Raw genomic sequence first — 14,530 nt, forward strand, 5'->3', positions numbered from 1 at the left:
CTTCAGCGTCAAAACTTTGCTTCAAGGAACACGAGGAATACCGGTGGTAGATCGCTCTCAAATGCTCAACACGGCCCGTGGCACCCTGACTGATCTGTCGCGGGGCAACCTGGGTGTGCCGTTGTTGTTGCTGGTGATGCTGGCAATGATGATGTTGCCGATGCCGCCGTTCCTGCTCGACGTGTTTTTCACCTTCAACATTGCCCTGTCCGTCGTCGTGCTGCTGGTCTGCGTGTACGCCCTGCGGCCGCTGGATTTCGCGGTATTCCCCACCATCCTGCTGATTGCGACCCTGCTGCGCCTGGCGCTGAACGTGGCGTCCACGCGGGTGGTGATGCTCCACGGCCAGGACGGCCATGCCGCCGCCGGTAAGGTGATCCAGGCGTTCGGTGAAGTGGTGATCGGCGGTAACTACGTGGTAGGTATCGTGGTGTTCGCGATCCTGATGATCATCAACTTCGTGGTGGTGACCAAGGGTGCCGGGCGGATTTCCGAGGTGAGCGCGCGCTTTACCCTCGACGCCATGCCCGGCAAACAAATGGCGATCGACGCCGACCTCAACGCCGGCCTGATCGACCAGGGCCAGGCCAAGGCCCGTCGTCTGGAAGTGGCGCAGGAAGCCGAGTTCTACGGTTCCATGGACGGCGCGAGCAAATTCGTGCGCGGTGACGCCATCGCCGGCCTGTTGATTCTGTTCATCAACCTGATCGGCGGCATGGCCGTCGGTATCTTCCAGCACGGCATGACCTTCGGCGATGCGGGCAAGGTGTACGCCTTGCTGACCATCGGTGACGGTTTAGTGGCGCAATTGCCATCACTGTTGTTATCCACAGCCGCCGCGATCATGGTGACCCGTGCTTCGGGCTCCGAAGACATGGGCAAACAGATCAGCCGCCAGATGTTTGCCTCGCCCAAGGCGCTGGCCGTGGCCGCCGGCATCATGGCGATCATGGGCATTGTGCCGGGCATGCCGCATATCTCGTTCCTGAGCATGGCGGCCATGGCCGCTGGCGGCGCGTACCTGTTCTGGCGCAAGCAAAACCTGGTCAAGGTGCAGGCCCAGCAGGAAATCGCCCGCCAGCAGGACCTGCTGCCATCGCCGGCCCGCGCCCAGGAAACCAAGGAGCTGGGCTGGGATGACGTAACCCCGATCGACATGATCGGCCTGGAAGTCGGCTACCGCCTGATTCCGCTGGTAGACCGCAACCAGGGCGGCCAATTGCTGGCGCGGATCAAGGGCGTGCGCAAGAAGCTGTCCCAGGACCTGGGCTTCCTGATGCCCACCGTACACATTCGCGACAACCTCGACCTGGCGCCCAGCGCCTACCGCCTGACCCTGATGGGCGTGATCCTCGCCGAAGCCGAGATCTACCCCGACCGCGAACTGGCGATCAACCCCGGCCAGGTGTTCGGCACGCTCAACGGCATCACCGCCAAAGATCCGGCTTTTGGCCTGGAAGCGGTGTGGATCGAAGTCAGCCAGCGCAGCCAGGCGCAATCGCTGGGTTACACCGTGGTAGACGCCAGCACGGTGGTCGCCACGCACCTCAATCAGATTCTGTACAAGCACTCCCACGAGCTGATCGGCCACGAGGAAGTCCAGCAATTGATGGGTTTGCTGGCCAAAGCCTCGCCAAAACTGGCCGAAGAACTGGTGCCGGGCGTGCTCTCGCTGTCGCAATTGCTCAAGGTGTTGCAGGCCTTGCTCGCCGAACAGGTGCCGGTACGCGACATTCGCAGCATCGCCGAGGCCATCGCGAACAACGCCGCCAAGAGTCAAGATACCGCCGCGCTGGTGGCGGCGGTGCGGGTCGGATTGTCCCGTGCAATCGTGCAAAGCATTGTAGGGATTGAGTCTGAGCTGCCTGTGATCACCTTGGAGCCAAGGTTGGAACAAATATTGCTCAATAGTATTCAGAAGGCAGGACAAGGCCAGGAAGAGGGCGTTCTGCTGGAGCCAAGCATGGCGGAAAAACTGCAGCGTTCATTGATTGAAGCCGCGCAGCGCCAGGAAATGGCGGGTCACCCGGTGATTCTGCTGGTGGCGGGCCCGGTCCGCGCGATGTTGTCGCGGTTTGGACGTCTGGCAGTGCCGAATTTGCACGTTTTGGCTTATCAGGAAATTCCTGACAACAAGCAAGTGACTATTGTCGCGACAGTAGGGCCCAACGGCTGAGGTAGTGGGTTATGCAAGTTAAGCGTTTTTTCGCCGCCGATATGCGTCAGGCCATGAAACTGGTACGTGATGAGCTGGGCGCCGATGCCGCGATTATCGGAAACCGTCGTATTGCCGGCGGTGTCGAGCTGACGGCTGCCCTGGATTACACCCCCTCGGCGCTGGCGCCGCGTGTGCCGAACATGGAGCTCGAAGACGAGCTGCGCAAGACGGCCTCGCGGATTGTCTCGGCCCAGGCTGAATTGAGCATGCGCGGCGACAGCGATGCCAGCACCAACCGCCAGTTGTTCGCCGGCCTGCCGCTGACCGCTGCCGAGCCGCTGGTTGAACCGACCTTCAAAGAACCGCCACGTCCTGCAGCGCCGGCCCCGGCTGCCGCAGTCGACCAGCGCGTGTTCGACTCGATGCGCTTTGAACTCAACGGCCTGCGTGAGCTGCTCGAAGTGCAGCTGGGCTCGCTGGCGTGGAACCAGTTGCAAGGCAGCAAGCCGCAACAAGCCAACCTGTGGCGTCGCCTGCAACGCATCGGTCTGTCTGGCCCGTTGTCCCGCGACCTGCTGGCGCTGACCGCCGAAGTTGAAGAACCACGCCAGGCCTGGCGCATGTTGCTGGCGCACTTGGCACGCATGATCGTCACCCCGGAAATCGAACCCCTGGAAGAGGGCGGTGTGATTGCCATGGTCGGCCCGGCCGGCATGGGCAAGACCACCACCCTGGCGAAACTGGCAGCGCGTTATGTGCTCAAGTACGGCGCGCAGAATATCGCGCTGGTGAGCATGGACAGCTACCGCATTGGCGCCCAGGAGCAGCTCAAGACCCTGGGCCGCATCCTCAACGTGACGGTGACCCACGTTGACCCGGGCCAGTCGCTGGCCAATGCCCTCGACCCGCTGCTGCGCAAGCGCGTGGTGCTGATCGACACCGCCGGCCTGCAAGCCAGTGACCCGGCGCTGCGCATGCAGCTCGAAAGCCTGGCCGGGCGCGGCATCAAGTCAAAAAATTACCTGGTGCTTGCAACCACCAGCCAGAAACAGGTTCTTACCGCTGCATATCACAGCTACAAGCGTTGCGGCCTGGCCGGTTGCATCCTCACCAAGCTCGATGAAACCGCGAGCCTGGGTGAAGTGCTGAGCCTGGCCATCAGTCATGAATTACCGGTCGCCTACCTGACCGACGGGCCGCGGATCCCGGATGATCTCCATCTGCCGCGCCGTCATCAGTTGGTCAGCCGTGCTGTCAGCGTGCAAATGCAAGAAGAGCCTAGCGAGGAAGCGATGGCCGATATGTTCGCCGACCTTTACCACAACCCCGCCAAACGGGTCGGTTAAGGCCAGGATGAACACCATGAAATGTATCTACATCGATGGTCTGCAAGCGATTCACGCGGCCAAGCCATGTAGCCTGCGTCTAAGCAAGACAAGGTAAAGAAATAAAATGGGCAGCATGCATCCCGTACAGGTGATCGCGGTGACCGGCGGCAAAGGTGGCGTCGGGAAAACTAACGTGTCAGTGAATTTGTCCCTGGCCCTGGCAGAGCTTGGCCGTCGCGTCATGCTGCTGGATGCTGACCTGGGCCTGGCGAACGTCGACGTTCTGCTGGGGCTGACACCCAAACACACCCTTGCCGATGTGATCGAGGGCCGCTGCGAGCTGCGCGATGTGCTGCTGCAAGGCCCCGGTGGCATTCGCATCGTGCCGGCCGCCTCGGGCACCCAGAGCATGGTGCACCTGAGCCCGGCGCAGCACGCCGGCCTGATCCAGGCGTTCAGCGATATCGGCGATAACCTCGACGTGCTGGTGATCGACACCGCCGCCGGCATCGGCGAGTCCGTGGTCAGCTTCGTGCGCGCCGCCCAGGAAGTGCTGCTGGTGGTCTGCGACGAACCCACCTCGATCACCGACGCCTATGCCCTGATCAAACTGCTTAACCGTGACTACGGCATGAACCGCTTCCGCGTGCTGGCCAACATGGCCCAAAGCCCGCAGGAAGGGCGCAACCTGTTCGCCAAGTTGACCAAGGTCACGGATCGCTTCTTGGATGTCGCCTTACAATATGTAGGCGCAGTTCCCTATGACGAGTGTGTACGCAAGGCTGTGCAAAAGCAGCGTGCGGTCTACGAAGCGTTCCCTCGTTCGAAGTGCGCACTGGCGTTCAAGGCTATTGCCCAGAAGGTCGATACTTGGCCGTTGCCCGCCAACCCTCGGGGGCATCTGGAGTTTTTCGTCGAGCGATTGGTGCATCAGACGAGCGCAGGACCGGTGCTATGACATCCAGCGGCTACAACCTTTACAAAAAGTCGGCACGTGACAGCCAGGGCGAATTGATCGAGCGCTATGCGCCCCTGGTCAAGCGCATTGCCTATCACTTGCTGGCACGCCTGCCGGCCAGCGTGCAGGTCGAAGACCTGATCCAGGCCGGCATGATCGGTCTGCTCGAAGTGTCGACCAAATACGACGCGAGCAAAGGCGCGAGTTTCGAGACGTATGCGGGTATCCGTATCCGTGGCGCGATGCTCGATGAAGTGCGTAAAGGGGATTGGGCGCCGCGTTCGGTACACCGCAATACGCGCATGGTCAGTGACGCAATTCGCGCAATTGAAGCAAAAACCGGTCGTGACGCTAAAGATCATGAAGTTGCGGCCGAACTCCAATTGAGTCTCGACGATTACTACGGGATTTTGAACGATACCTTGGGCAGCCGCCTGTTCAGTTTCGACGACCTGTTGCAGGACGGCGAACACGAAGGGCTGCACGAGGACGGCGCGAGTGCTCATCTCGAACCGTCACGCGACCTGGAGGACGAACGTTTCCAGGGTGCGCTGGCGGAAGCGATTGCCAATTTGCCGGAGCGTGAGCGACTGGTGTTGGCGCTGTACTACGACGAAGAGCTGAACCTCAAGGAAATCGGTGAGGTCCTGGGGGTCAGCGAATCGCGTGTCAGCCAGTTGCACAGCCAGTGCGCAGCCCGCTTGCGGGGGCGATTGGGAGAGTGGCGCGCGCGCTGACAGGCAGTGTGGGGACACTGCAGACGCTACCGCGAAGGCTTCATGCCTTCGCGGGTTCGTACCGTGGTGCCCTGGGCAGTCCTTTTTGTGTAACGCCTGTTGATTGAAATGGCGCGTCCAGGTGCTGGGCGCGTTTAAGACTGCTTGGAGGTCGAATTGGACAAGAACATGAAAATCCTCATCGTTGATGACTTCTCAACGATGCGGCGGATCATAAAAAACCTGTTGCGTGACCTTGGGTTCACCAACACGGTCGAGGCGGATGACGGCATTACGGCGATTCCGATCCTCAACAGCGGGAGCATCGACTTTCTGGTAACCGACTGGAACATGCCGGGCATGACCGGTATCGACTTGCTGCGTCACGTGCGCGCCGATGAAAAACTGCGCAGCCTGCCTGTGTTGATGGTGACCGCCGAAGCCAAGCGTGAACAGATCATCGAAGCCGCCCAAGCCGGGGTAAACGGCTACGTGGTCAAGCCATTCACTGCACTGGCCTTGAAAGAGAAGATCGAAAAAATCTTCGAACGCATCGGTCATTGATGCTGCCACGGGGGAGCTATGGAGCATAAAGAAACGTCACAGGGCGACTTTGAGTCGACCCTGAAAAAGCATGCTCACCAGTTGGTCGAAAGCCTTGAAAAAGGCCAGTTCGGCGACGCGGTGCAGTTAATCCATGAGCTTAACCAGACCCGTGACCGCGGCCTGTACCAGGAAGTGGGCAAGCTCACACGCGAGCTGCACAGTGCGATCGTCAATTTTCAGATTGACCCGCACATGCCCCAGGCCGAAGAAATTTCGCAAATCACCGATGCCACCGAACGCCTGTCCTATGTGGTCAGGCTGACTGAGGCGGCGGCCAACCGCACCATGGACCTGGTGGAAAACGCCACGCCGCTGGTCAATGGCATGGCCACCGAAGCTCAGGCGCTCAGCGTTGACTGGGGCCGCTTCATGCGTCGTGAAGTGGGGGCTGAAGAGTTTCGTGAGTTGGCGCGTCGGGTTGACGCTTTTCTGTCACGCAGCGAGCAGGAAAACCGCACGGTTTCCAGCAACCTCAATGACATTCTGCTGGCCCAGGATTACCAGGACCTCACCGGTCAGGTGATCAAGCGCGTGACCCAATTGGTCACCGAAGTGGAAAGCAACCTGCTCAAACTGGTGCTCATGGCCGGCCAGGTAGACCGTTTTGCCGGCATCGAACATGACCGCGAAGCGATCCTCTCGGAAAAAGATCCACAAAAACATCTCGCCAAGGGTGAAGGTCCGCAGATTCATGCCGATAAACGTGAAGACGTTATGTCAGGTCAGGATGACGTAGATGACCTGTTATCCAGTTTAGGCTTCTAAGGAGCACCCACATGAGCTTCGGCGCCGATGAAGAAATCCTTCAGGATTTCCTTGTAGAGGCCGGCGAAATTTTAGAGCAACTGTCCGAGCAACTGGTCGAGCTGGAAAGCCGACCGGATGATGCGAACCTGCTCAATGCAATTTTTCGCGGTTTTCACACTGTAAAAGGGGGCGCCGGCTTCCTCCAGCTCCATGAGCTGGTGGAGTGCTGTCACATCGCCGAGAACGTGTTCGACATCCTGCGCAAGGGTGAGCGGCACGTCGACTCGGAACTGATGGACGTGATTCTCGAAGCGCTGGATGCGGTCAACGGCATGTTCAGCGAAGTGCGCGAACGTGCACCGATCACTGCGGCCACGCCGGAACTGCTGGCGGCCCTGGCACGCCTGGCAGAACCGGCCACGTCGGCGGCACCTGTGGCAGCGGCGCCTGAGCCGGTTGTCGAGGCTGAGCCGGATGTGACCGACAGCGAGTTCGAGCAGTTGCTCAACTCCCTCAGTGCGGTGAAGGCCGAAGCTGAAGCACCGCAAGCGCCCATTGCGCCTGCGGCGCCGACCAGCGAAGACATTACCGACGCCGAGTTCGAGTCCCTGCTTGACCAGTTGCATGGCAAGGGCCAGTTTGCCGCCGACGCCGTGGCACCTGCCGCTGCGCCGCAGGCACCAGCGGCGTCTGCCAACACCGACATTACCGACGACGAATTCGAAGCGTTGCTCGACCAACTGCATGGCAAGGGCACCTTTGCGGCCGAAGCCTTGCCGGAAGTCGCGGCCACCGCCACCGCCGCCGCACCTGCTGCCACGGCAGCACCGGCTGGCGACGGGCTGATCTCCGATCACGAATTCGAAGCCTTGCTGGATGAATTGCACGGCAAAGGCAAGTTCACCGAAGTGGCCCCGGCCGCCGCGGCGACTGCCACCCCGGTAGCCGCGAAACCTGCCCCAGCCAAAGCCGCCGCACCGGCCGCCGCCAAACCCGCTCCGGCCCCCGCAGCCGCCCCGGCGCCTGCACGGGCTGCCGCGGCGCCAGTGGCCGAGAAGCCTGCCAGTGAAGCCGAAACCACCGTACGGGTTGATACCGCACGCCTGGACGACATCATGAACATGGTCGGCGAACTGGTGCTGGTGCGTAACCGTCTGGTGCGCCTGGGCCTGAACAGCGGCGATGAAGCCATGCAAAAGGCCGTGTCGAACCTCGACGTGGTCACCGCTGACTTGCAGACCGCCGTGATGAAAACGCGGATGCAGCCGATCAAGAAAGTCTTCGGCCGCTTCCCACGCCTGGTTCGCGACCTGGCTCGTCAGCTTAAGAAAGAAATCAACCTGGAACTGGTGGGTGAAGAAACCGACCTCGACAAAAACCTGGTCGAGGCCCTGGCCGACCCGCTGGTCCACTTGGTGCGCAACGCCGTCGACCACGGCGTCGAAACGCCGGAAGAGCGCGAAGCCGCGGGCAAGTCCCGCAACGGCAAGGTGATTCTGGCGGCCGAGCAAGAAGGCGACCATATCCTGCTGTCGATCACCGATGACGGCAAAGGCATGGACCCGACGATTCTGCGCAATATCGCGGTCAAGCGTGGCGTGATGGACAAGGACGCCGCCGACCGCCTGACCGACACCGAGTGCTACAACCTGATCTTCGCCCCGGGCTTCTCGACCAAGACCGAGATTTCCGACGTGTCCGGCCGTGGCGTGGGCATGGACGTGGTGAAGACCAAGATCAGCCAGCTCAATGGTTCGATCAACATTTACTCGACCAAGGGCCAAGGCTCGAAGATCGTCATCAAGGTGCCGTTGACCCTGGCGATCATGCCAACCCTGATGGTGATGCTGGGCAACCAGGCGTTCGCCTTCCCGCTGGTCAACGTCAACGAGATCTTCCACCTCGACCTGTCGCGCACCAACGTGGTGGACGGCCAGGAAGTGGTGATCGTGCGCGACAAGGCATTGCCCCTGTTCTACCTCAAGCGCTGGCTGGTGGCTTCGGCCAAGCATGAAGAGCAGCGCGAAGGCCATGTGGTGATCTTGTCCGTGGGCACCCAGCGCATCGGCTTTGTTGTCGATCAACTGGTTGGCCAGGAAGAAGTGGTCATCAAGCCTTTGGGCAAAATGCTGCAGGGAACCCCGGGCATGTCGGGTGCGACCATCACCGGTGACGGTCGGATCGCGCTGATTCTCGATGTTCCGAGCATGCTCAAGCGTTACGCCGCACGGCGTATTTGATTCTGGTGGGGCAGGGCGGTAATGCCCGCCCCGCCTAACGGAGTGTTTATGGCAGTCAAGGTCCTGGTGGTGGACGATTCGGGTTTCTTCCGCCGCCGCGTCTCGGAAATTCTTTCCGCCGATCCAACGATTCAGGTGGTCGGCACGGCCACCAACGGCAAAGAAGCGATTGATCAAGCCATTGCGTTGAAGCCGGACGTGATCACCATGGACTACGAGATGCCGATGATGGATGGCATCACGGCTGTTCGGCACATCATGCAGCGCTGCCCGACTCCGGTGTTGATGTTCTCCTCGCTGACGCACGAAGGCGCCCGGGTCACCCTGGATGCGCTGGACGCGGGTGCCGTGGACTTCCTGCCGAAGAATTTCGAAGACATCTCGCGCAACCCCGAGAAGGTCAAGCAGATGCTGTGCGAGAAGGTGCACAGCATTTCGCGCAGTAACCGTCGCAGCCTGTTCAGTGCGCCGGCGCCGGCCCCGGTGGCAGCGCCTGCTGCGCCGACGTCGTCATTTGCGCGCCCGGCCCCTGCGCCCGTGGCACGCCCTGCGGCGCCGCCGGTGCGCGCCGCTGCACCGAGCGCGCATTCGCCTGCGCCCAAGCGCAAAGCCTACAAGCTTGTCGCTATCGGCACCTCTACCGGCGGCCCGGTGGCCTTGCAGCGGGTATTGACCCAACTGCCGGCCAACTTCCCTGCGCCGATCGTGCTGATCCAGCACATGCCCGCGGCCTTTACCAAAGCGTTCGCCGAGCGCCTGGACAAGCTGTGCCGCATCAGCGTCAAGGAAGCCGAGGATGGCGACATCCTGCGTCCTGGCCTGGCGCTGCTGGCCCCGGGTGGCAAGCAGATGATGGTCGATGGCCGTGGCGCGATCAAAATCCTGCCGGGTGACGAGCGCCTCAACTACAAGCCGTGCGTGGACATCACCTTCGGCTCGGCGGCCAAGTCCTACGGCGACAAAGTTCTGGCGGTGGTGCTCACCGGCATGGGCGCCGACGGCCGTGAAGGCGCACGCCTGCTCAAGCAGGGCGGCAGCGCCATTTGGGCCCAGGACGAAGCCAGCTGCGTGATTTATGGCATGCCCATGGCCATCGTCAAGGCTGACCTGGCCGACGCTGTCTACAGCCTGGACGACATCGGCAAGCATCTGGTGGAGGCCTGCCTCTGATGGATGTCTTGAGTCTGATTGGCATCACCATGGCGTTTGTCGCGATTATCGGCGGCAACTACCTTGAAGGCGGCCACCTTGGCGCCTTGGCCAACGGCCCGGCGGCACTGATCGTGATCGGCGGCACCGTGGGCGCCGCGCTGCTGCAGTCGCCCTTGAGTTCGTTCAAGCGCGCCATGCAGATTCTGGTGTGGATCATTTTCCCGCCACGCGTCGACCTGCCAGGCGGTATCGACCGCGTGGTCAACTGGAGCCTCACCGCGCGCAAGGAAGGCCTGCTGGGCCTGGAAGGCGTGGCCGATGCCGAGCCCGACAGCTACGCGCGCAAAGGCCTGCAATTGCTGGTGGACGGCGCCGAACCGGAGGCGATCCGCAGCATCCTCGAGGTGGATTTCTACACCCAGGAAAGCCGCGACATCAACGCCGCCAAAGTCTTTGAAAGCATGGGCGGCTACGCGCCGACCATCGGCATCATCGGTGCGGTGATGGGTTTGATCCACGTGATGGGCAACCTGGCCGACCCGTCGCAGCTGGGCAGCGGCATTGCCGTGGCGTTTGTCGCCACCATCTACGGCGTGGCGAGTGCCAACCTGGTGTTGCTGCCGGTGGCGAGCAAGCTCAAGTCGATTGCCATGCGCCAGTCGCGTTACCGCGAAATGTTGTTGGAAGGCATCTTGTCGATTGCCGAGGGTGAGAACCCGCGCTCCATCGAATTGAAGCTTCAGGGCTTCATGGATTGATGGGCATGCTTTGTGTAGGAGGGAGTTTGTGAGCCGTCGCCGCCGCGAGCCTGAAGAGCACGTCAACCATGAACGCTGGCTGGTGTCCTACGCCGACTTCATTACCTTGCTGTTCGCGTTTTTCGTGGTGATGTATTCCATCTCGTCGATCAACGAAGGCAAGTACAAAGTCATTTCCCAGGCGCTGATTGGCGTGTTCAACGACGCCGACCGTGCCCTCAAGCCGATACCCATTGGTGAAGAGCGGCCCAAGACCGTGACCCCGGCCAAGCCGCTGGTCAACGACAGCGACGAAACCGCCGCCGGCATCGGTGGCACCAGTGACCCGCTCAAAAGCATTGCCGACGACATCAGCGCTGCGTTTGGCGACCTGATCAAATCCAACCAGATGACCGTGCGCGGCAACGAGTTGTGGGTGGAAATCGAATTGAATTCCAGCCTGCTGTTCGCCAGCGCCGATGCGATGCCGAGCGACCAGGCCTTCACCATCATCGACAAGGTGGCGGCGATCCTCAAACCGTTTGAAAACCCGATCCACGTGGAAGGCTTTACCGACAATTTCCCGATTGCCACCGCGCAGTACCCGACCAACTGGGAACTGTCCTCGGCGCGCGCCGCGAGCATCGTGCGCATGCTCGCGATGCAGGGCGTGAACCCTGGCCGGCTGGCGTCGGTGGGCTACGGTGAATTCCAGCCGGTGGCCAATAACGCCACTGCCGAAGGCCGCGCGCGCAACCGCCGTGTGGTGCTGGTGGTGTCGCGCAACCTGGATGTCCGCCGCAGCCTGACCGGCACCGGCACAGCCAATGCAACACCGGATGCGGCACTGAAGCGGGCTGGCACACAAACTGCACCGCCAACCGTTAAGCCGTCGGTTCGTCAGAGCGCCGTCAATTCTCCGTCACCGGCTCAATAACTTATGCAATGTCTCGGTCGCGCCATCGCCTGCCGGGAGGAACCAACCGAATGAGAGTCTGGGCAGTTGCCAATCAAAAGGGTGGAGTCGGCAAGACCACCACCTCCATCGCCTTAGCCGGCTTGCTGGCCGAGGCGGGCAAGCGTGTGGTCGTGGTCGACCTCGACCCGCATGGCTCGATGACCAGCTATTTCGGCTACGACCCGGATGCGCTGGAACACAGTTGCTACGACCTGTTCCTGCACAAAGGCAGCGTACCCGCCGACTTGCCGGGGCAATTGCTGCTGCCCACCAGTAACGAAAGCATTTCCCTGCTGCCGTCCAGCACTGCGCTGGCGACCCTGGAGCGGCAGTCGCCGGGGCAGAGCGGTTTGGGCCTGGTGATCGCCAAGACCCTGGCGCAGCTGTGGCAAGACTTCGACTACGCGATCATCGACAGCCCACCGTTGCTGGGCGTGCTGATGGTCAACGCCTTGGCGGCCAGCCAGCAGTTGGTGATCCCGGTGCAGACCGAGCACCTGGCGGTCAAAGGCCTGGAGCGCATGGTCAGCACGCTGGCGATGATTAACCGTTCGCGCAAGCAGGCGCTGCCGTTCAGCATCGTGCCGACGTTGTTCGACCGTCGTACCCAGGCGTCCCTTGGCACCTTGCGGGTCTTGCGCGATGCCTACCCGGACACCATCTGGAATGGCTACATCCCGGTCGACACGCGCCTGCGCGACGCCAGCCGCGCGGGCCTGACGCCTTCGCAGTTCGATGGCAAAAGCCGTGGCGTGCTGGCGTACCGCGCGTTGCTCAAGCATTTGCTGTCGCAACAGCTTGTGGCGCAGGTGGCGTGATGAACCGTCCCGTTGAACTCAAGACCCGGCCGCAACTGGCGCTGGAATCCTACCTGGATGCCTTGCTGCAGGACGCGACCGCGGAGCAACTGCCGGAACCGATTCTGGTGCTTGAACCGGTGGTAGAAGCCGAAAGCACGCTGGATGAGTTCCAGTTGGCAGTGCTCGAAGAACAAGCCCGCGATGCGCACCTGGTGCCTGTGGTTGAGCCGATAGAGCCGATTGCGCCAGCGGTGGTGGCGCCCGTGGTGGTCGAGCCGGTAGTGGAAGTCCATCTGCCGCCGAGCATCACCCCGCCGCCAGTCACCGGAGATGGCCGCCCGGCGTGGGCCGCCGAGCCGTTCGAATGCCTGTTGTTCGATGTCGCCGGGTTGACCCTGGCGGTGCCGCTGGTGTGCCTGGGCTCGATCTATTCGCTGGAAGGCCAGGAGCTGACGCCGCTGTTCGGGCAACCGGAGTGGTTTCTCGGCATCCTGCCAAGCCAGGCCGGCAACCTCAAGGTGCTGGACACCGCGCGCTGGGTAATGCCCGACCGCTACCGCGATGATTTTCGCCAGGGTTTGCAGTATGTGATTTCTGTTCAGGGCTACGAGTGGGGGCTGGCGGTGCATCAAGTCAGCCGCTCGTTGCGCCTGGACCCCAATGAAATCAAATGGCGCAGCCACCGGGGCCAACGGCCGTGGTTGGCCGGCACCGTGATTGAACACATGTGCGCGTTGCTCGACGTCGCCGAACTGGCTGAGTTGATCGCCAGCGGCGCGGTAAAAGCGATGCCGCAGAACAAACGCAGTTGATTGAACAATAAGGCCCGCATGCGAGTGCGGTCAGCGAAGTACATACGCCGTGAAAACGGTATTTGAAGGGGTCCGAGGAATGAACAAGTCAGCATCCGCACAAGGTTTGGTCGATGATCCAATCCTGCAATGGGTAACCTTCAAACTGGACAACGAGTCCTACGGCATCAACGTGATGCGCGTGCAGGAAGTGTTGCGCTACACCGAGATCGCGCCGGTACCGGGTGCGCCGAGCTACGTGCTGGGCATCATCAACCTGCGCGGCAACGTGGTGACCGTGATCGACACCCGCCAGCGTTTTGGCCTGGTGCCGACCGAGGTTAACGACAACACGCGTATCGTCATCATCGAGGCCGACAAGCAAGTGGTCGGGATCATGGTCGACAGCGTGGCCGAAGTGGTTTACCTGCGCCAATCGGAAGTCGAAACCGCGCCGAACGTGGGCAACGAGGAATCGGCCAAGTTCATCCAGGGCGTGTGCAACAAGAACGGCGAACTGCTGATTCTGGTTGAGCTGGACAAGATGATGAGCGAAGAAGAATGGCAGGACCTGGAGAACATCTGATTGTTTCTTGAAGCGGCGGTGATTGTCCTGGCCCTGTTGTGGGCCGGGACCTTGGCGTTCCTGCTGCGCTATATGCGCCAGCAACGCGAATTGGCCCAGCAACAGGCCGAGCGCGATGCCGTGCGTGACCGGCGCATTCTTGACCTGGTCAAGCGCGTGGATCACTTCCAGCAGACTGCAGTAAAGGTCGGGGACGAGGTGCATGAACTGCGCGCGATTCTCGGGCCGCTGCCGGACAAACTGGCGCAGATCGAACAACGCGACCCTTCGAGCCTGTCGTTCGCCCAGGCGGCGAAGCTGGTGGGCATGGGCGCGACCGTGGATGAGCTGACGCAGTCGTGTGGCTTGACCCAGGCTGAAGCGCAATTGATGAGTAAGTTGCACAAAAGCTGACGCAGGTTGCTGCACCTGTCCGACGTTGCTGGCAGGCTTTGCTGTGGGAGCTGGCTTGCCTGCGATGCGGATACCTCGGTACACGAGGCACACTCGATAGATGCCATCTGACATTTGTGCCTCGCCCTTGGACGGATTAGAGAGTGCAGGCGAGCATTTGCGCCGACTGTTCAATCCAGCGGCATGCGCTGTCTGCCGACGGCAAGCAATGGGATGCCGTAGAACCTGTGCCCAACGGCAAGGTATCGATGTGCAACGCGATGGATAACTTCCAGGCGGCCAATAAATTTGCGTCTCCGATGGCTTTTTTTCCTCCGGCCAAGGTCCACATCCTTCAAGCACCTTTGAACCCAGGAGAAT

General features: G+C 61.4%; 14 protein-coding genes. All 14 read left to right on the forward strand.

What is annotated here, in order from left to right; translation table 11 throughout:
* Window positions 1–61 precede the first annotated feature (61 nt).
* The 14 genes from flhA to AC19YS_RS27150 all read left to right on the forward strand — a co-directional run bounded on the left by flhA (window position 62) and on the right by AC19YS_RS27150 (window position 14,170).
* Window positions 62–2,176, forward strand: coding sequence for a flagellar biosynthesis protein FlhA (gene flhA, locus AC19YS_RS27085; RefSeq protein ID WP_169368676.1), 2,115 nt, complete (start codon window positions 62–64; stop codon window positions 2,174–2,176).
* A gap of 11 nt (window positions 2,177–2,187) precedes the next feature.
* Window positions 2,188–3,504, forward strand: coding sequence for a flagellar biosynthesis GTPase FlhF (gene flhF, locus AC19YS_RS27090; RefSeq protein WP_106576470.1), 1,317 nt, complete (start codon window positions 2,188–2,190; stop codon window positions 3,502–3,504).
* A 106-nt stretch (window positions 3,505–3,610) separates the two neighbouring features.
* The gene (fleN, locus tag AC19YS_RS27095) at window positions 3,611–4,444 is read left to right on the forward strand and encodes a flagellar synthesis regulator FleN (RefSeq protein ID WP_003192912.1); all 834 of its coding nucleotides are present in this window, start codon (window positions 3,611–3,613) and stop codon (window positions 4,442–4,444) included.
* A complete protein-coding gene (fliA, locus tag AC19YS_RS27100) occupies window positions 4,441–5,181 on the forward strand; it encodes an RNA polymerase sigma factor FliA (RefSeq protein WP_016973417.1) in 741 nt (246 codons plus the stop codon). The genes fleN and fliA overlap by 4 nt, the downstream gene beginning before the upstream one ends.
* 168 nt (window positions 5,182–5,349) lie before the next feature.
* Window positions 5,350–5,724: a chemotaxis response regulator CheY gene (locus AC19YS_RS27105; protein WP_005790040.1), complete on the forward strand. Its 375-nt coding sequence runs from the start codon at window positions 5,350–5,352 to the stop codon at window positions 5,722–5,724.
* Window positions 5,725–5,742: 18 nt separating this feature from the next.
* Window positions 5,743–6,531, forward strand: a complete 789-nt coding sequence (locus AC19YS_RS27110) for a protein phosphatase CheZ (protein ID WP_106576471.1) — start codon at window positions 5,743–5,745, stop codon at window positions 6,529–6,531.
* Window positions 6,532–6,542: 11 nt separating this feature from the next.
* On the forward strand, window positions 6,543–8,753 hold the full coding sequence (locus tag AC19YS_RS27115) for a chemotaxis protein CheA (protein ID WP_448200814.1): 2,211 nt from the start codon (window positions 6,543–6,545) through the stop codon (window positions 8,751–8,753).
* Between the two features lie 48 nt (window positions 8,754–8,801).
* Complete coding sequence (locus AC19YS_RS27120; RefSeq protein ID WP_106576473.1) at window positions 8,802–9,923, forward strand: protein-glutamate methylesterase/protein-glutamine glutaminase; 1,122 nt, start codon at window positions 8,802–8,804, stop codon at window positions 9,921–9,923.
* The gene (locus tag AC19YS_RS27125; protein WP_005790033.1) at window positions 9,923–10,663 is read left to right on the forward strand and encodes a flagellar motor protein; all 741 of its coding nucleotides are present in this window, start codon (window positions 9,923–9,925) and stop codon (window positions 10,661–10,663) included. The genes AC19YS_RS27120 and AC19YS_RS27125 overlap by 1 nt, the downstream gene beginning before the upstream one ends.
* 28 nt (window positions 10,664–10,691) lie before the next feature.
* Window positions 10,692–11,579 (forward strand): flagellar motor protein MotD, encoded by an 888-nt coding sequence (gene motD / locus AC19YS_RS27130; protein ID WP_106576474.1) that lies wholly within the window; start codon window positions 10,692–10,694, stop codon window positions 11,577–11,579.
* A gap of 50 nt (window positions 11,580–11,629) precedes the next feature.
* On the forward strand, window positions 11,630–12,418 hold the full coding sequence (locus AC19YS_RS27135) for a ParA family protein (RefSeq protein WP_014719332.1): 789 nt from the start codon (window positions 11,630–11,632) through the stop codon (window positions 12,416–12,418).
* Window positions 12,418–13,212 (forward strand): CheW domain-containing protein, encoded by a 795-nt coding sequence (locus tag AC19YS_RS27140; protein ID WP_500603061.1) that lies wholly within the window; start codon window positions 12,418–12,420, stop codon window positions 13,210–13,212. Before AC19YS_RS27135 ends, AC19YS_RS27140 begins: the two co-directional genes overlap by 1 nt.
* Window positions 13,213–13,291: 79 nt before the next feature.
* On the forward strand, window positions 13,292–13,777 hold the full coding sequence (locus AC19YS_RS27145; RefSeq protein WP_106576477.1) for a chemotaxis protein CheW: 486 nt from the start codon (window positions 13,292–13,294) through the stop codon (window positions 13,775–13,777).
* On the forward strand, window positions 13,778–14,170 hold the full coding sequence (locus AC19YS_RS27150; protein WP_106576478.1) for a DUF2802 domain-containing protein: 393 nt from the start codon (window positions 13,778–13,780) through the stop codon (window positions 14,168–14,170). It begins immediately after the preceding gene.
* Window positions 14,171–14,530 lie beyond the last annotated feature (360 nt).

This window comes from Pseudomonas sp. MF08831 (assembly GCF_059862645.1).

Excerpts from the sequence above, each read along its gene's own strand:
- flhA (WP_169368676.1), top strand. The coding sequence starts at position 62 with ATGCTCAACACGGCCCGTGGCACCCTGACTGATCTGTCGCGGGGCAAC.
- flhF (WP_106576470.1), top strand. The coding sequence starts at position 2,188 with ATGCAAGTTAAGCGTTTTTTCGCCGCCGATATGCGTCAGGCCATGAAA.
- fleN (WP_003192912.1), top strand. The coding sequence starts at position 3,611 with ATGGGCAGCATGCATCCCGTACAGGTGATCGCGGTGACCGGCGGCAAA.
- fliA (WP_016973417.1), top strand. The coding sequence starts at position 4,441 with ATGACATCCAGCGGCTACAACCTTTACAAAAAGTCGGCACGTGACAGC.
- AC19YS_RS27105 (WP_005790040.1), top strand. The coding sequence starts at position 5,350 with ATGAAAATCCTCATCGTTGATGACTTCTCAACGATGCGGCGGATCATA.
- AC19YS_RS27110 (WP_106576471.1), top strand. The coding sequence starts at position 5,743 with ATGGAGCATAAAGAAACGTCACAGGGCGACTTTGAGTCGACCCTGAAA.
- AC19YS_RS27115 (WP_448200814.1), top strand. The coding sequence starts at position 6,543 with ATGAGCTTCGGCGCCGATGAAGAAATCCTTCAGGATTTCCTTGTAGAG.
- AC19YS_RS27120 (WP_106576473.1), top strand. The coding sequence starts at position 8,802 with ATGGCAGTCAAGGTCCTGGTGGTGGACGATTCGGGTTTCTTCCGCCGC.
- AC19YS_RS27125 (WP_005790033.1), top strand. The coding sequence starts at position 9,923 with ATGGATGTCTTGAGTCTGATTGGCATCACCATGGCGTTTGTCGCGATT.
- AC19YS_RS27135 (WP_014719332.1), top strand. The coding sequence starts at position 11,630 with ATGAGAGTCTGGGCAGTTGCCAATCAAAAGGGTGGAGTCGGCAAGACC.
- AC19YS_RS27140 (WP_500603061.1), top strand. The coding sequence starts at position 12,418 with ATGAACCGTCCCGTTGAACTCAAGACCCGGCCGCAACTGGCGCTGGAA.
- AC19YS_RS27145 (WP_106576477.1), top strand. The coding sequence starts at position 13,292 with ATGAACAAGTCAGCATCCGCACAAGGTTTGGTCGATGATCCAATCCTG.